The 17561-nt window shown below is 47.6% G+C and carries 12 protein-coding genes; 2 read left to right on the forward strand and 10 right to left on the reverse strand.

Going from position 1 to position 17561, the window contains the following annotated elements; translation table 11 throughout:
* Positions 1–120 precede the first annotated feature (120 nt).
* From H4O21_RS00370 to H4O21_RS00390, 5 genes are all read right to left on the reverse strand, one after another.
* Positions 121–1281 carry an ABC transporter ATP-binding protein gene (locus H4O21_RS00370; protein ID WP_305082216.1) on the reverse strand — a complete coding sequence of 387 codons (1161 nt, stop codon included), beginning with the start codon at positions 1279–1281 and terminating at the stop codon, positions 121–123.
* A complete protein-coding gene (locus tag H4O21_RS00375) occupies positions 1278–2363 on the reverse strand; it encodes an ABC transporter ATP-binding protein (protein WP_182806833.1) in 1086 nt (361 codons plus the stop codon). Before H4O21_RS00375 ends, H4O21_RS00370 begins: the two co-directional genes overlap by 4 nt.
* A 36-nt stretch (positions 2364–2399) precedes the next feature.
* Positions 2400–3713: an ABC transporter permease gene (locus tag H4O21_RS00380; RefSeq protein ID WP_220495448.1), complete on the reverse strand. Its 1314-nt coding sequence runs from the start codon at positions 3711–3713 to the stop codon at positions 2400–2402.
* Between the two features lie 79 nt (positions 3714–3792).
* Positions 3793–4788: an ABC transporter permease gene (locus H4O21_RS00385; RefSeq protein ID WP_182806834.1), complete on the reverse strand. Its 996-nt coding sequence runs from the start codon at positions 4786–4788 to the stop codon at positions 3793–3795.
* A gap of 324 nt (positions 4789–5112) precedes the next feature.
* Positions 5113–7092, reverse strand: coding sequence for an ABC transporter substrate-binding protein (locus H4O21_RS00390; protein WP_182806835.1), 1980 nt, complete (start codon positions 7090–7092; stop codon positions 5113–5115).
* A 307-nt stretch (positions 7093–7399) separates the two neighbouring features.
* Here H4O21_RS00390 and H4O21_RS00395 point away from each other — a divergent pair, with 307 nt between their 5' ends.
* Together H4O21_RS00395 and H4O21_RS00400 are read left to right on the forward strand one after the other, a co-directional pair.
* Positions 7400–8314 carry a LysR family transcriptional regulator gene (locus H4O21_RS00395; protein ID WP_182806836.1) on the forward strand — a complete coding sequence of 305 codons (915 nt, stop codon included), beginning with the start codon at positions 7400–7402 and terminating at the stop codon, positions 8312–8314.
* 209 nt (positions 8315–8523) lie between these two features.
* Positions 8524–10719 carry an AAA family ATPase gene (locus tag H4O21_RS00400; protein ID WP_182806837.1) on the forward strand — a complete coding sequence of 732 codons (2196 nt, stop codon included), beginning with the start codon at positions 8524–8526 and terminating at the stop codon, positions 10717–10719.
* 356 nt (positions 10720–11075) lie between these two features.
* Here H4O21_RS00400 and H4O21_RS00405 read toward each other — a convergent pair whose 3' ends face one another.
* The 5 genes from H4O21_RS00405 to H4O21_RS00425 all read right to left on the reverse strand — a co-directional run bounded on the left by H4O21_RS00405 (position 11076) and on the right by H4O21_RS00425 (position 17475).
* Positions 11076–12089, reverse strand: coding sequence for an AAA family ATPase (locus H4O21_RS00405; protein ID WP_182806838.1), 1014 nt, complete (start codon positions 12087–12089; stop codon positions 11076–11078).
* A 266-nt stretch (positions 12090–12355) separates the two neighbouring features.
* A complete protein-coding gene (locus H4O21_RS00410; protein ID WP_182806839.1) occupies positions 12356–13336 on the reverse strand; it encodes an alpha-L-glutamate ligase-like protein in 981 nt (326 codons plus the stop codon).
* Entirely contained in the window at positions 13336–14850 is a 1515-nt protein-coding gene (locus tag H4O21_RS00415; RefSeq protein ID WP_182806840.1) for an inactive transglutaminase family protein, read from the reverse strand. Before H4O21_RS00415 ends, H4O21_RS00410 begins: the two co-directional genes overlap by 1 nt.
* Complete coding sequence (locus tag H4O21_RS00420; RefSeq protein ID WP_220495449.1) at positions 14847–15707, reverse strand: ATP-dependent zinc protease family protein; 861 nt, start codon at positions 15705–15707, stop codon at positions 14847–14849. The genes H4O21_RS00415 and H4O21_RS00420 overlap by 4 nt, the downstream gene beginning before the upstream one ends.
* Before the next feature lie 130 nt (positions 15708–15837).
* Positions 15838–17475 carry a methyl-accepting chemotaxis protein gene (locus H4O21_RS00425; RefSeq protein ID WP_182806841.1) on the reverse strand — a complete coding sequence of 546 codons (1638 nt, stop codon included), beginning with the start codon at positions 17473–17475 and terminating at the stop codon, positions 15838–15840.
* Positions 17476–17561 lie beyond the last annotated feature (86 nt).

Here is a 17561-nt window from a genome sequence, read left to right on the forward strand (position 1 = left end):
GAATCCGGGCAAAGCCAGCCCAACCCATGAAACGGCGTTCCACAGGAGGTACAGTAAATTGGATATATTGTCTTTATTAAATGTGCTGACAGTGTCTTTGGGACAACCGGCGTTTAGTACTCAGCCTGCCAGCTCCAGAGCCCCTTTCAGCGTCAGCTCATTCACCCGATGACAAGCCACATAGTGATCCTGTGCCACCGGCTGCAGTTCAGGCACCGATTGTTTGCACCGGTCCACTGCATAAGGACAACGGGTTGAGAACCGACAGCCCGGAGGAGGGCTGGCCGGATCTGGACGTTCACCTTCCAGCAGAACCGGAGCCATCTCACAATCCGGGTCAGGATTCGGAATCGCAGACATCAGGGCTTCGGTATAAGGATGACGTGGCTGATAGTACAGAGACTCTGTCGGAGCTACTTCCATCAACTGCCCGACATACATCACCGCAACACGATCAGCAGCATAAGCCACCGCAGCCAGATCGTGAGCAATAAACAGATAGGTCAGCTTCAGACTCTGCTGCAGCTCTTTTAGCAGATTAAGAATCTGTGCCTGAATAGACACATCCAGTGCCGAAATCGGCTCATCACAAACAATAAACTCAGGCTGCATTACCAGGGCACGGGCAATGGCGATACGCTGACGCTGCCCACCGGAAAAGGCATGGGGATAGCGACTTAGCCAGGCGGTATTCAGACCACAGATATTGGCAATCTCCATCACCTTGTCATTCAGGTCACTGCCTTTCGCCAGGCCGTTTACAATCAGAGGTTCGGCGATAATATCCCGCACCGTCATACGTGGGTTCAACGAGGCATAAGGGTCCTGAAAGATCATCTGCATCTGACGCCAGAAATTGCGCATCTCTGGCATAGGAACTGTTCTTAGGTCGATCTCTTTCGTGTCATCAATACCACTACTATTCTTAGCTGATGGATTTGGCTTACCCGTGCGATAAATCACTTCGCCGCCCGTTGGTTCCACCAAACGCAGCACCGCACGACCCAGCGTGGTTTTACCGGAACCGGACTCCCCGACCAGGCCCAGAGTTTCACCCCGTTTTATATTCAGGCTGACATTATCCACCGCCCGTAACCAGCGACGGTTATCCCTGAACATGCCCTTTTTGCTCAACGGGAAAGCCACTTCCAGATTGCGGATCTCCAGCAGATGATCATTCTCCGGCTGCTGTTTTAGCCGTGCTTCAGTCTGCCCTGTCTCTTCAGACTGAATAGAAGCCTTATTTTGCTTAATTGTGCTCGAAGCATTTAGATTGCTCATGCCACAGCCTCCGTGTGAATCAGATGACAAGCTACGCTGTGAATCACATCACTACTATTCACCACACCTACATCATTAGAAACCACTGCGGCAGTCCCCTGCTGTGCGACTAAACCAAGCGGCTCAATGGCACGCAAAGCCGGTAGTCGCTGCTGGCAGGCATCCCTTTGCTGTTCAGTACAACGGGTATTAAAGGCACAACCCACAGGACGCTCAAACAGATTCGGTACACTGCCTTCAATGGATTGCAGCTTGTCCTGGATCACGCCCAGGCGAGGAATCGCCTGCAGCAGACGCTTAGTGTAAGGGTGCTGGGGCTGTTTAAAGATCGCCCGTGTCGCGCCATGCTCCACCACATTGCCCATATACATAATGGCTACTTCATCGGCCATCTGCGCCACCAGGCCCAGATCGTGGGTAATAAAGATAATCGCCATACCCATCTCTTGCTGCAGATCTTTCAGCAATTTCAGAATCTGCGCCTGAATGGTTACATCCAGTGCCGTGGTCGGCTCATCGGCCACCAGTACCGAAGGATCACAGGCCAGAGCACGAGCGATCATGGCGCGCTGGCGCTGACCACCGGAAAACTCATGGGGATAACGGTCGACCGCTTGTGCAGGATCAGCAATACCCACCTTATCCAGCAGTTCAATGGCCCGTTTACGAGCATCCAGTTTGCTTACTTTGCGGTGCAGGCGCACCACTTCCATAATCTGCTCACCAATAGTATGCAGCGGTGAAAACGAACTCATCGGCTCCTGGAAGATCATAGCGATCTGATCACCACGAAGCTTGCGCATCGCCTTATCATTAGAGCCCAGCGCGGCAATATCGGTAACATCACCAGATTCGGGGTGGCGGAACAGAATCTGCCCGCCACTGATCTCCAGACCTTTACCCAGCAGGCGCATCAGCGACAGCGAGGTCACACTTTTGCCACAGCCGGATTCTCCCACCAGGGCCAGAATCTGGCCTTTTTTCAGTCCAAAACTAATGCCATTTACAACAGGTAGCGATCCCTTATCCATCTGCAAACTGATATGCAGCTCTTCTACCCGTAACAGTTCATTCTGATTCATAATGTTTGATCTCTATTCGCTCATCAGGCTTACGGGTTATCTGGTATAAGGGTCAGCGGCATCACGCAGACCGTCACCCACAAAGTTAAACGCCAGTACCGCAATCACTACCACGGCACCTGGCAGTAATAACCAGGGCATCTGTGCCAGCGTCTGGATATTCTGTGCCGAGTTCAGCAGTACACCCCAGCTGATAATCGGCTCCCGCAGTCCCAGCCCCAGAAAGCTCAGCGAAGTCTCCGCCATGATGATGTAAGGGAAAGAGATCGTCAGATCAACAATCAGGTAACTCATAAATGACGGCAGCATATGACGGGCGATAATGCGGCTGTGACTACACCCGGCCAGACGAGCCGCCATCACAAAATCTTCTTCCCGCAGAGACAGTAAGCGCCCCCTGACCCGACGGGCCAGATGGGTCCAGCCGATAATCGCCAGCAGGAAAGTAATCGCAATATAAACCTGCAATGCGCTCCACTCACGGGGCAGAGCGGCTGCCAGCGCCAGCCATAACGGCAGGGTTGGAACCGCCCGGATAAACTCCACCATGCGCATAATGGCTTCATCCACCCAGCCGCCCAGATAACCGGCAGCACCACCCAGCAACATGCCCAGTACAAAGGCGACACTCACACCGATAAAACCCACCGACAATGAAACACGGGAAGAGTGCAGAATACGAGAGAACATATCCCGGCCCAGCTCATCAGTACCTAACAGGTGAATAAAGGCTTTCTTGCTGGCTTTTCCCTTCTCATTCACTACACCAAACAGATGAATATCGGACTCGATCAGCCCCAGCATGGTGTACTTCTGTCCCTTCACAAAGAAGTGAATCGGCCAGCGTTTGCTGGTATCCACCACAGCGCTACGCTTCAGGGTAACCGGATCACGTTTCAGGCTGCGGGCATAAACAAAGGGACGCAGATGGAAATCACCCGCTTCATCAAAAAAGTGAATACCCATCGGCGCACCTTCCGCATAACGGCTGTTACGCTTCAGCGGATCATAAGGCGACAGGAATTCAGCCAACAATGAACTGACCAGCATCAGTGCCAGAATAATCAGTCCGGTCATGGCCATTTTATGTTTGCGGAATTTCCACCACATCAGCTGCCAGTGAGATGCCAGATCATAACGACGTACCTGGCCTTCTGGCTTTACACTGTTGTTTGGATTTGACAGTCTGCTTGTATTCGACAGACCGCCTGTATTTGAGATGCTGTTTGTATTTGAGGCGCTGCTTGTATTGGCACTTGTGTCGGCACTGCCAGCCGCAGGCGGTGCTGCAACAGCAGAAGCGTCTGCCGTTGTCATAACGTGTGTCTGAGGTGTCTGCGTTGAACTCATGGTTCTGCTCTCCGGGTACTATCTGATTCTGCTTGAATCCTGACGGATCAATACTGTGCTTATCGGTTTCTCGAACAGGTCAGGCTTTCATTGCGCCCATACGAATTCTCGGGTCCAGCAGCATCAGCAGCAGGTCAGAGATCAGAGTGCCCAGAATCACCAGAATGCAGTACACCATCACCAGCGCACCAGCCAGATACATATCCTGGTTCAGCAGGGAGTTCAGAAACAGCGGCCCCATATCCGGCAGGGACATCACCACACCCACAATGGGCGCACCGGAGATAATATTGGTCAGCTCCCAGCCCAGTGTGGAGACCACAGGATTGAGCGCCATACGCACCGGATACTTCATAATCACTTTGCGCTCATCCATACCCGTGGCTCTGGCAGCAGTGACATACATCTTGTTCAGCTCATCCAGCAGGGTGGCACGCATGGTACGAATCTGGAATGCAGTGCCTGCCGTTCCCAGCACCACCACCGGCACCCAGATATGAGCCATCATGTCTTTGAATTTTTCCCAGCTCCAGGGCGCATCCTGCATCACAGGTGAGAACAGACCACCGGCTGACGTTCCCCAGAACACAGAACTGAGATATAAGAGAATCAGAGCGAACATAAAATTCGGGATCGCCAGCCCGATATAACCTAACAGTGAGATCGCATGATCACCGATGGAATACTGCCGCAGAGCGCAATAGATCCCCATAGGCACTGCGATAAAGTAAGTAAACACCAGGGTCATAAAGACCAGCGTCAGTGTGACGGGCATGCGCTCGGCCACCACATCAATCACAGGACGGTGATACTCCCAGGAGTAACCAAAATCACCCTGCACAAAATCACTGGCCCAGTTGATGTACTGAATATACAGGGGTTCATTAAGACCTAATTTATCGCGAATCTCTTCAATCTGCTCGGCGGTCATTACCGCACCACCCTGGCTTTTCTTACCGGCATAAGCATCGGCGTAGTCACCCGGTGGCAGCTGAATCAGCACAAAAGCGATCATAGAGAGCACCGTCAGCATCGCCAGTGCCGATACCATTCGCTTTATGATCATTTGAATCATAGGAATATCTCACAGGTTCTTATCACGGTTCGGGGCTGACTGTGAGTCTTCGCTCACTGATGTAAACGGCTTAACAAGCCGATCACGCAACACCCGGTCAGATAAAATAAAAACACCAGCAGACCGGCTCAGATCTGCTGGCTTGCCCAGTCGGGCTAAGGCTCTGGCTGCCGTTTCTGTTCGAAAGTGCACCCTGCAATAAAAAAAGGTTTATTCAGGCAACAGAAAAGACAGTATGAGCCGTTACAGACGACATCTTTCATCACCCGCCCGCCACTGTTACAAAGTACTGACGGGTGATGTCCGATTAGTGTTCAGGGTTTATTACTGTTTGATAAACCACTGATCAGGACGGCTTGGGTGTGAATAACCAAACGCCCAGGTATTCACTTTCCACTTCGGCACATTGCCCATGCGGTTATGAACAGTATTTGGCAGAGGTACGCCACCGACAGTGCCAATCACCACCAGGTTCTTCACTAACAGCTCAGTACCCTCTTTACCCAGATTGATCCACTGATCAGAACCCGGCATCAGAGTTGGCATCTTCTGGCCAATTTCCCACTGACGTTTTGCCCAGGCCGGTGGTTCAGAACCTTCTTTCCCTTCCGTTACAAGCCAGTCGCGCCATGGCACACCGGTCTGTGGAGAGAAATCAGAGTACGGAGGCATCCAGTAAGAGAAATTAGACGCGATAGAAGGACGGAACACCTCACCACCGGCGGCCCAGTCCATGTTGATATCCAGATTATTGGCGGTGGACTTCTCACGCAGCAGCTGAGTCGTAATCTCTTTCAGGATTACGTCAACACCCACTGCTTTCCACATATCCGCTACCATCACCGGGAACTTCTCGTTCTTGGTGTACTGCAGAGTGTATTCCCACAGAATGCGCAGCGGCTTACCATCAGGACGCAGACGAACACCATCCGGTCCCATCTTCAGACCCATTTCGTCCAGCAGGGCATTGGCCTGATCGGTATCGAAATCAGTGAAATACTCGTCGTACCAGTCTTCCTGCCACTCAACACCCACAGGGCTGGCCTGCCATGGCTGACCCAGGCCCAGGTACAGCAGCTCGTTAATCTCGTCACGGTCCATCGCCAGAGACATGGCTTTGCGGAAGCGCAGATCAGAATAAATTTCGCGCAGTACCGGATCTTTGTGGGTCTGGTTAAAGATGATAGTCGGACCAAAATCACCCGGTGGCAGGCGAACTTCGTAGTTACCCTTCTTCTCGTTCTCTTTCAGTGTCGGGTAAGCGGCCAGATCCATCGACTGAGATTTCTGGTCTACGTTGCCGTTCATGATCTCCAGAGGGAACAGCTTCTTATCAATAAAGCGCTCCAGCACCTTATCAATATATGGCAGCTGCTGACCGCTGGAATCGACAGCAAAATAGTAAGGGTTAGCACGGAAGGTACGGCGCTCAGTTGTCGGGGCCGTATCCATAATATGCGCTTCCATAGTTGGCAGCTCTACACCGATTGGCGACGCCATCGGAGAGTCCATCCACTTATCCCAGTACGCATCAAAACGAGCGACCCAGTTATCATAACCGGCAGCTTTTGCCTCTTTATCAGCGTTTTTGTTGTATTTCGGATGCATCGGCTTGAAGAAGTGGGCCGGAGCAAACGCCGTATAGTAAGAACCAAAACCGGTCAGATAAGTCAGCATTGCCGGATATGGCTTATCAAAATTGAAGCGTACTTTCTCGTCGTTAATGACCGTCGCAGCCACCCCCACGCTCCATGGGTTGGGTGTATTCTTGTGCAGCTGCTTGTTATTAACGATATCGTTCATCCAGAAGGCGACATCTTCTGCAGTGAAATCATCGCCATCAGACCATTTCAGACCTTTACGCAGAGTGAAAGTGATCTCGGTGAAATCTTCGTTCCACTGCCAGCTCTTAGCAATCATCGGCTTGATGGTCTGCAGATCATCTGACATACGCACCAGCTGAACCTGACGCCAGGCCAGCACTTCAGACGTACCGGATTCATAAGCGATGGACATACCTTTAATCGTGCCGCCGTACTGACCACACTCTTCGTAAGGCAGGATCACCAGCGGCTCTTCTGGCAGACGCTGATCAACCGGAGGCAGCTTACCCGCTTTAACATCAGCGGCAAACATCGGGTTTTCTTTGAACATCAGCTCAGAACCAGTCTGCTTTTCCAGACTGCTCAGCTCCAGCTGCTGAGGAAATACCGTTTTCAGACCCTGGCTATTAGCCACTGTCGCACAACTTGCAGCATAAGCCGCCTGACCAGACAGCAGAGCAGAAGCAACCAGAGTTGCCATAAGGGTTTTGCGGGGCGCTCTCATCATCACTCTCACTTAGCGTTATTAAGTTAAAGCACGGAAAAATTTATTGTTATCCGGAAGGTTCATATGAACCCTCCTGACCGGTAACTCGATGACGCTTAGTGTCCGTGAGAAAGATGACATAATGTTTAAATGAAAATTAAACATTCGTCTGAAAATATAAATACAAGTTATACCTATAACCTGAAGAAAAAACAGGACACGCTTTAACCCGTGCCGCCAAAGCCTGGTAACATGCGGTTTTCAGAGGTTTTTCTTCAAAAACCAGAGAGAGAAAAAAGCAGTGGATATTACAATGGCCGAGATCCGGGCCTTTAATGCCGTCGTTGAACAGGGCAATTTCAGTCGTGCCGCTCAGTCATTGGGCGTCAGTCAGCCTGCGATTACCGCTCAAATGCAAAAGCTGGAAGGTCGTTTTGATACTCAGATTATGGAACGCAACCACGGCGGGATAAAACTGACGGACCTCGGCAAACGGCTGTATAAAATCACTCAGCAATACCAGGACCTGGAAACCCTGATTCACCAGCTGGCCAACGACGACCTGACCGCCCGCAATCGGGATATTCAGGTAGCGACTTCATCCCCTCTGCTGTTTTTGCCCCTGACGGTAGAATTTCGAAAACTGTACCCTGATGCGAACGTAAAAGTCGTCAACGGTACAACGGAAGAATGCAAAGCCATGCTACTGGCCAGAGAAGTCGATATTGGTATGTTCCCGGTAGAAGACGGCAACCCGGAACTGTCTAAACTCTCATTTCATACCCATAAACTAGTCGCCATTGTGCCTGTTGAACACTCCATCGCGAAGCTGGATGCCGTCAGCGTAGACGAACTGATCAGACACCCGTTGATCTTCACCACAAAAGGCGCGATCACTCAGGATTTTGTCGACCAGGCTTTTGCCAGCAAAGGCCACTTCCCGGAACCGAATATCTGTCTGGATGGCCGCTTTGAAACCTGTCATGCCGTACACCTGGGCTTAGGTATTGGTTTTGCCTTTGTAGAAGATGTGCCCAAAGATGAAGGTCTTGCACAGGTGCCAATTAAAGAAAAACCGAACGAAACCACCGAGCATATCTGCTGGCTGAGATCCCGCAGTAATGTACAGGGTATTCGGGACTTTGTGGATATGGCGCTGGAGAAGTGTAGTGAGAAATATACACAGGAAAAATTTAATTCGAAAAACCACATATAAAAACTTTAACATCTTGATTTAAAATATAACACTACCTCATATTAGATCGATACATTCAGTAATTTTCGATAATAGCAGCCCTCCATCTTATTGCTTATAAGGCTATGGGCAGTCCAACGCAAGACAACAATTGTCGCTATAGACAATAAACTCTACAACATTTAAATTTACAGAAACACAATATAATCAAAACCATACAGGACAAGAACTTGATAAATTCAATTACACTCCAAGAAGTTACTAGCTATTCACCAGAAAAACCTACTAAAATTAAAATAGATGGCAATAAAATAAATCTCTTTTATGGTCTAAATGGTTCAGGAAAATCAACCATAGGCAAACTATTACAAGCTCCTAGTCTACCTGAATATAAAAAATGCAAAATAGAGCACATACAAAATGAAGATGAAATCATTGTATACAACCAAGAATTCATAAGAGAAAATTTTTACACAACAGATCATTTAAATGGCATATTCACTCTAAGCAAAGAAAATCAAGAAGCAGAAAAAGCCATTGAATCTGCAAAAGAAAAAATCATAGAAATCAATGATAAAAAAAACCAAACAATTAACAAACTCAACGATATCAGCAATAAAAAATCAGCAGAAGAAAAAAATATAAAAGATATAGTATGGTCTGCAAAATCAACTCATGAAAATACAGATTTAGATTTCTGCTTAAACAACTATCGCAATAATAAATCAAAATTTCTTGACAAAGTTAAATCAAGCTCCGGGGTTACAAAAAAAAACTTTGAGACATTAACAGCTGAAGCAAGAGAGTTATTAAACAGCAACAACAATACTATAGAAAATATATCTCAATTAAATATCAATATGGGAGAAGATAAAGATTTCTCTATCCTATCTGAGATAATATTGGGATCACAGGACTCTTATTTATCAGATCTTATTAAAAACTTAGGAAACTCTGATTGGGTAAAGTCAGGTATGGCTTATATGGCACCAAATAATCCATGCCCATTTTGTCAACAAACCATAGATACAGCGATATATAATGCGGTTAAACAGCTTTTCGATGATACATATGAAAAAAAAATCTCTCTAATACAATCATTAAAAATCAAATATGAGAAAGAAACAGACAATCTGAAATCTAGGTTATTAAACTTAACACTGACTATTCCAGAAAATATTGATACACATAATCTTCAAGATAAAGCTAACTTGCTTCTTGGAGGACTATCAAAAAACCTTGAAAAAATAAAAAACAAATTAATCAACCCCAGTATACCTATAAAACTAGTAGATACAACCTCTTTACTATCAGATTTAGAAAATGCTATTTCAAAGACAAACAATAAAATAGATTTATTCAACAATAAAATCAAAAACGCAGACCAACACCTTAATAGAATACAATCAGATTTTTGGATTCTATTAAATATCAAATATACTGAATCAATGGATCATTCAGATCAGAAAATAAAGAAATTTAAAGAAGAGTCAGATGCTCTTACCAAAGAGAAATATTTATTAGAAGAAGAAAAAGATCAGCAGTCAAGAATCATTAGTGAAAACCAAAAAAAAATAACTAATATTGAACATTCTATAAACAACATAAATCAACGACTAATAGGCTTGGGCATCAATAGCTTTCAAATTAAAAAGGCATCTAGCGACAATCAAAGATACAAAATAATAAGAACCAATGAAAACGAGACAAACATATACAAAACACTTAGCGAAGGTGAGAAGACTTTAATTTCTTTCTTATACTTTATCGAATATATTTCTGGATCGAAAAGTGATACACACCCTGCCATCATTGAAAATAGAATCATCGTTATAGATGATCCAATCTCTAGTCTATCACATAATTATATATACGACATAGCTTCAATAATACACCACAACGTGTTCAACTCAAATTTCAAACAAGTATTTCTTCTGACTCATAACTTATTCTTCTTCCACGAATTATTAATGCTGAAGAATTCATCAAACAAATGTCCAAAAGGATATAAGCTATATAGAGTATCAAAATCAGATTTTAGTAAAATAAACCCAATGGAAAGAAATGAGTTGCAAAATGATTATCAAATGTATTGGCAAATTATAAAAGATTGCTCCGTCGACTCGTCTTACTCTCAAATGTTACCTAACGCAATGAGAAACATATTAGAGCACTACTTTAACTTTGTTCACAAAAAGGAAGAACTAAGAAACATATTAGATAATTTAGGTGATTCAGAGTCAGAATTTAAGCCATTATTTATATATATAAACAGAGAATCCCACTCAGATTCAATAAATTTAATAAACACAAATACAATCAACACAAGCCAATACATTGAAAAGTTCAAACAAATATTTCAAGAAACAGGTTTCTTAGGTCACTACAACAATATGATGGGTTTAAAGGAAGAGGTAAAACAATAAAGTGGAGCCGCCTTTATTCATCTATCGTCTAGGTAGCGAACGAAGATGTTGACAAACATCTTCCCAGCGTCCTAGGCGAAAGCGTCTATATTTTCTAACTTTAACCACTTTCGGTCTCATATCAGAATTCTCCGCATTTCTGCGACAGTGCTAGTCACTGACAACCCTTGTAAACCATTTACAAGCTGCAACTGGTACAAAAGTTGAGAGATATAGAAGGCAGCCCCACATCATTTATATCAGAATATGAGAGACCTATCCATAACTAGATAGTGCGAAGTTCTCGATAGTGGAAACATAAGCTTGCGGTAGTTTTCAAGATATACTTCAATAAATCTAGCATCTAGGATGCCTTACTACTTGATATCTGCATCTACTTTGATCAGGTTATCCAGTTCCGCTAACGTTCCGACCTGCTGAACAGTAGCCCCCTCTTCGCCTTCAGATAAACCGATGTAGTGAATCGCCTGATCTTTTTGTCTGCTCAAAAGGTCCAGCTCTTTCAGCAAGAAAAAGCTATGGCTGGCCACAATGACCTGAATGCCATGATGGCTTAAATCCATCAGAAGAGTAGCAACCAGCCTGATCAGCTTCGGATTCAGATTGGCTTCCGGTTCATCCCAGAACAGATACCCTTTATCCAATAAAGAGCCTGTACTAATAAGGCGCGCCACCATAGCCAGTTTACGCAAACCTTCAGCCACCAGAGAAATCTCCATTTTGCCAGACCCCGGAATATTCAGGTAAAAACGACCATTCTGATCCAACAGGACTTTTCCGCCCATCGCCGCCTCAAGTGGAGCGACCAATTGTGCAATGCCTTTCTCCCTGGGGCCTTTAAGCGCTAATGCTCCCAGTAAATCACAGAGATCAACAATATTTTCCTCAATATCCACATGGGCCGTTCGGTATAACTGGGGTAACCAGTGATACTGGCTGAGCACTTCTCGGGTGGGTAAAAATACCGGCGATTTCTCTTGCCACTGGACTGGCAACTGTTCAATCTGCACATCTGATTTACTGTTAGTGGCCCAGCTCACTTTTGTATTAAGAGATGAGTCCTGGAAGCACAGCTCAACTTCGCAACGATCACGCCCCTGTTTGCGACGTACAATCCGGCCTAATGACTCAGGACGTAACACTCCAATCAGCTTGTCAGCAAAAGCTTTCTGTAATACAGCCTTAGTGGGCAAGTCTCCCTGAGCTTTTAATCCTTCCTGAGCACTGGTGGCAATCAGGGCATAAATTGCCTTTAACAGATGAGATTTACCGCTACCATTTTCACCGACGATCACATTAAGCCCCGGAGAAAACGAGATCTCTGCCTGCTTAAAGACGGTTAAATTTCGAATGACAACTTGATCCAGCATAACGTTCTCTCAAAAATAAATCTTCGGCCTGCTCATGGACATTGAGTATATCCATAAAGTGCAGCAGAGATCAGAATGCTTCAGTAATCAAAACAAAACTTCAGGCTCCTCGACGTTCGGCGTGAATGTATTGAAATATATCTGCCCATCATCATCACCTCGCAAAGCCAGTTCTCCACATAAACGAGGAAACAGGCTATCAGGAACACGGGCTTAAAGCCTGATTAGTCCTTGCCTGAAGCCTGTATTCAAAATACGGTCGTGCTCTACAGCATAGAAGACACCGCAAAGTGTTCCCGACTGAAAGCGACACGCCCGGCAACTGTCAGGCCCTGATGCTGTCCTGAGTCGATCAGAGACTCAACCTGCTTCAGGCGCGGCAACAGTCCACAACCATTTGCAATCTGTATCGCCAGTCCGGGGCGGGCATTCAGCTCCAGAATCATAGGACCATGCTGTTTATCCAGAACAATATCGGTGCCAATATAGCCCAGTTCTGTCATTTCCCAGGCACTGGCGGCCAACTCCAGCAATGCTCCCCAACCGCTAACCTGCAAGGTTTTCAGGTCGGCCTGCGTATCAGGGTGATAACAAACTTGTCGATCAAACTGTACTGCATTAACGGCCTGTCCAGAAGCGATATCCAGCCCGACACCCACGGCCCCCTGATGTAAATTGGCTTTACCATCTGAGGCGGCCGTTGAACAACGCATCATCGCCATGACCGGGAAACCCTGAAACACCACAACCCGGATATCCGGCACACCTTCATAACTGAAGCAAGCCAGCTGTTCATCAAACTCAATCAGATGCTCAATCAGGGCTACATCATTCTTGCCTCCCAGAGAGAATAGCCCGGCCAGAATATTACTGACATGGCGCTCCAGCTCATAGGCCGAAACCTCAGCCCCGGAGGGTTTAAAGAAACGTCCCTGCTCCTGATGAGTAATCACCAGGATTCCTTTGCCGCCGGACCCTTGCGCCGGTTTGATAACAAAGCCTGACAGCGCACTGATCATCTTGCTGAGCTGACGTACCTGCCCCTGATGACGAATCACACCAATCAGACCTGGTACACTGGCACCAGCCTGTTGCGCCAGTAACTTGGTTTTCAGCTTGTCATCCACCAGAGGATAGCGCCTGCGGTCATTGTAGCGACCAATATAACTGTGATTACGCTGGTTCATGCCCATCACCCCCTGAGAGCGCAGACGCTGCGGGATTTTCAACCAGTCGAGAATCCCCATCAGTCTGACTCCGTTAAGGGTCTGAAGCGGCGCAACTCTGTCAGGCGATAGCCGGTATAGTTACCCAGCAACAGAATCAGCGCCAGAATAACCAACTGTAATCCAACAAAATTGAAGGTCAGATGGCGCACCAGCTCGTCTGTCATTGCGCCATACACCAGCACTGCGGTGACCAGGGACCCGCCTCCCTGAACCAGAACCTCTTTAGCACCATCCTCTTCCCATAACACAGACATACGCTCAATCGTCCAGGACAGAATAATCATCGGGAAAAACGTGATGCTCAGTCCTTCAACTAACCCGACACGGAATGCGATAACCGCCATGACCGAAATCATCAGAATGACGGTAATAATCACAGCAGAAATTCTGGCAACCAGTAACAGGTTCAGATGAGACAGATAGCTGCGAATCAGCAGTCCGGTACTGACGATCAGAATAAACCCGACAATACCTGTAACCAGCTGAGTCTGCACAAACGCAACGGCTATCAGCACAGGCATAAAAGTGCCTGATGTTTTAATCCCCACCAGAATCCGCAGAAAGACCACAATCAACGCGCCTACAGGAATCAGCATAATGGTCTTAAACATCGCCTGCTCTTCAACCGGCAGGCTGTGGATAGAAAAGTTCAGCAGATCTTCAGCTTGTACTTTCTCCCAGGTTGCCTGTCGGGCAGGGATATCCTGTGCCAGCATTGAAAAGCTGATATCAGAATCACGGCCGCCAACCACATCCAGCAGGGACTGATAGCTCTGCCCCCAGATCAGCAAGCGCTCGTCAGGCCCGGCACGACCTGATACCGGATCAAACAGCAGCCACTGGCGCTCCTGTTCTTGCCAGATTTCGACCATCGGCAATACTGGTTGCCTGCGGCGTCCATCTTTTAATTTAAGAGCGGGGACAACACGCGCTGCAATGCCTTTCATTGATAACAGGCTAACCAGTGCATCTTCCCGGTTCAGGCTGTTTAGCAGCAAAGCTGCATTCTGATTACCTTCGTCATTGAACTGAGTCACCAGCGCTCTGACCAGCGTCACAGTATCTGCAGAACGTCGACTGGCTTCTTCCAACAGGGCCACAGCAGCTGTCTGTCTCTGATGTTCAAAGATATGGGGCGTCACGGCCTGCAAAGGCGGTGTCACCGGCACCTGAGCACCAGGGTCAACCAGAAAGCGGGCTTTGTAATAAATCAGCTGATGGTCTTGCGCCTCTCGCACGCTCCATTGAGCCAGACGCTGCCCCTGCTGTTCTATTCGTGTGAAACCATAGCCCTGAGAAGCCGCCGACTCATCAATCAGTGTAAAACCAGGCTGAGTATCCGGTGCCTGCATAACAACACTGACCGGATCACCTTTTGCAATAAACTTAATTCTGGCCTCAACCACCCATTGTTCACGGGTTTCACCCGGCGTCCAGGGCACGCTGTACACATCATGCCGGTAAATGCTAAGCGCAATACCTGCTGCCAGCAGTATCAGGGTTAATAGATAAAAGGGAACTCTGCGGCTCATGATTTACGGTCCTTTGTATCTTCAGGAGCTTCACTTGCCGCTGGATCAGAGGGGGATATGTGTGTGTCAGAGCTATCGCTGGCGTCTGTCTCAGTCATGGGACGTTGCTTGCCCTGGATATAGGACTTACCGACATCAATTAGCGCGATATCTTTAAAAAACTCCCGCCCTAGCAGCACAGGGTAGGTCATTTTTCGACGATCAGACAGGGTAAATTCTGCTTTTTCTCGTACGCCTCCGACCTGAATCCATAGCTCAACCACAGCCCTTTTGTCAGGCTTGTCGGATGACGCCTGCTGTACGTATGCCCAGCGAAGTAAAGGTGCTTCAACAGATAAGGCGTCACCACCTTCTTCCAGCTTAAAACGAACCCATTTTTTACCATTGCGTTCGAACAATACCTGATTAAAGGCACTCAGAGATGAGGTTGTCGCCCCGGAATCAACACGGGCTTTAAGGTGCTGGGCAATACTGTCAATCCAGACCCACTCACGGCTGCCCAGAATCAGGCGATCATAGTTCCGGGAGAGGCCGTTCTGTTCAATCTCGGTCGGGCGCTTCGAGGCCGGTTCCTGCCGCGATGCAACCATCGTCTGCAATGCTGACAGAGATCTGGCAGTGTCCTGATTAGTGGTCCTGATCGTTGACAGCTGGTGCTCCAGCTTGTCCAGTCGGGTCGTCAGCTGCTGAATATCGGCCTGTTGCTGTTGACCGGCCACACTCTGCTGCTGATACCAGTTGCTGAGATCCTGGCGGACCTGTTTAATTTCGCTCAGTGTCTCCTGATGGTATCGTGCCTGCTGTACACAACCGCTTAACAATACGATACCTGTCAGGATCATCCATCGGCTGATCAAATTGCCACCTTTCATCCTGTTACTTTGATTAAGGCGGCTATTGTAGCCAGCCTTCCGGCTGGCAGACAGTGCATAAATGTTATTAAATTAAGCATTATGCTACGAATTAACCAAACAAAGGGCCAGAGGCTTATACTCTGAACTGACACACCAGCCCATGCAGAGAATCAGACTGTACCGCCAGCTCCTGGCTGGCCTGATTAACCTGCTCGGTTGCCGTGGCGGAACCATTAGAAATATCAACAATACTGACGACACTTCGATTAATCTCTTCTGCCACGATGGACTGCTGTTCAGCGGCACTGGCAATCATATCATTCATATCGCGAATGGCCTCTACCGCTTCCATAATGCGTTCCATTGCACAGCCTGCCGCCTGGGCTTTCTGTTCCGTTTCTTCGGTAAAGGTCAGGCTGGTACTCATCACGACAACCACTTGCTGAGCCGCTTCCTGCAAAGTTTCCACCATGGACTGAATCTCATCGGTGCTTTCCTGAGTTCTCTGGGCCAGACTGCGTACCTCATCGGCGACAACCGCAAAGCCCCGGCCATGTTCCCCGGCACGGGCTGCTTCAATCGCTGCATTCAGTGCCAGCAGATTGGTCTGTTCTGCAACACTTCGAATGACATCCAGTACGGAGCCAATATTTTCACTGTCATTACGCAGTTGTTGAATGACATCAGATGAATTGCGGATATGTCCTGTCAGACTGTGGATCGCACCAATCGCTGTCTGCGCCTGATTTTTGCCCTCAATTGCCTGCTGATCGGCCCGATTTGCAGCCTGAGCCGCTTCACCAGCGCTTTGTGCGACCTGATGTACGGTAGCGGACATCTGATGAATCGCACTGGCTACCTGATCGGTTTCTCTGGCCTGATGTTCAATCGTCCGGCTGCTTTCTTTCGTAATGGAAGACAACTCCTCTGCTGCGGCAGAAACCGCTTCCGATGCTTGCCCTGCTTTAATAATGACCTGATGAATCCGATTCACAAAGACATTGAACGCATCGGTCAGCTCGCTGATCTCATCCTGCCCCTTAACATCCAGTCGGGAAGTCAGATCACCGTCTCCCTGACTGATCGCTTTCATCGCCTGAAGTGTGGCATTCAGCGGCGATGTGATGCTGCGTCCCAGTGCCCAGACCATCAGAATAAGTACCAGCATCAGTCCAGTACTGGTCAGTATTATGGAGTAGGCCTGATGCCAGAAAATCTCATCCAGATCATCAATATAAACACCGGTTGCAATTGACCAGCCCCAGGGTTCATAAGCCAGAATGTAAGCCATTTTAGGCACATGCCCACTCTGCCCCGGACGAGTCCAGTAATATCGGGTATAGCTTTCACCAGATTGCTGCAGATCACGACTCATCGTAGTCAGAAAAGCATTGCCTTTGATATCACGGGTTGCCACCGCATTCTGACCCAGAAGCTCCTGGTTAAAAGGGTGCATCAGATAATTACCCTGAAGATCCATCAGCCAGAAATAGTCATTATCACCAAAACGCAGCCGGGAAACCTTCTCTCTTGCCTGACGATAGGCCTCTGATGAACTCAGCTCACCGGCCTGCACCTGTTGCTGATAACTGTCCAGTAAAGATGCCACCGACTGTGCAAGATGTTTCAGTTCGGATACTTTTTGCTGCTCAAGGTTTGCTTTCTCCTGACGCAGAATCAGAAAAATCAGCAATGCCATGCAAGAAAAAAACGTTAAAAGAATAAAGCTGATCCGGTGCCGGATTCTGAACTGACGAAAAAATATCTGCATAACCCCTCATCATTATTGCATCACGTTTAAATCCCTGATGTATTTTTGTTGTTGCGGGATCAGAAATAGTCTTCTGGCATAGGCCA

It is taken from the genome of Oceanospirillum sediminis, assembly GCF_014164585.1.
Classification (GTDB): Bacteria; Pseudomonadota; Gammaproteobacteria; order Pseudomonadales; family Halomonadaceae; genus Oceanospirillum; species Oceanospirillum sediminis.

What these genes read in the sequence shown, in the direction of transcription:
- H4O21_RS00370 (WP_305082216.1), bottom strand. Translation starts at nt 1,281, where the DNA reads ATGAGCAATCTAAATGCTTCGAGCACAATTAAGCAAAATAAGGCTTCT.
- H4O21_RS00375 (WP_182806833.1), bottom strand. Translation starts at nt 2,363, where the DNA reads ATGAATCAGAATGAACTGTTACGGGTAGAAGAGCTGCATATCAGTTTG.
- H4O21_RS00380 (WP_220495448.1), bottom strand. Translation starts at nt 3,713, where the DNA reads ATGAGTTCAACGCAGACACCTCAGACACACGTTATGACAACGGCAGAC.
- H4O21_RS00385 (WP_182806834.1), bottom strand. Translation starts at nt 4,788, where the DNA reads ATGATTCAAATGATCATAAAGCGAATGGTATCGGCACTGGCGATGCTG.
- H4O21_RS00390 (WP_182806835.1), bottom strand. Translation starts at nt 7,092, where the DNA reads ATGGCAACTCTGGTTGCTTCTGCTCTGCTGTCTGGTCAGGCGGCTTAT.
- H4O21_RS00405 (WP_182806838.1), bottom strand. Translation starts at nt 12,089, where the DNA reads ATGCTGGATCAAGTTGTCATTCGAAATTTAACCGTCTTTAAGCAGGCA.
- H4O21_RS00410 (WP_182806839.1), bottom strand. Translation starts at nt 13,336, where the DNA reads ATGGGGATTCTCGACTGGTTGAAAATCCCGCAGCGTCTGCGCTCTCAG.
- H4O21_RS00415 (WP_182806840.1), bottom strand. Translation starts at nt 14,850, where the DNA reads ATGAGCCGCAGAGTTCCCTTTTATCTATTAACCCTGATACTGCTGGCA.
- H4O21_RS00425 (WP_182806841.1), bottom strand. Translation starts at nt 17,475, where the DNA reads ATGCAGATATTTTTTCGTCAGTTCAGAATCCGGCACCGGATCAGCTTT.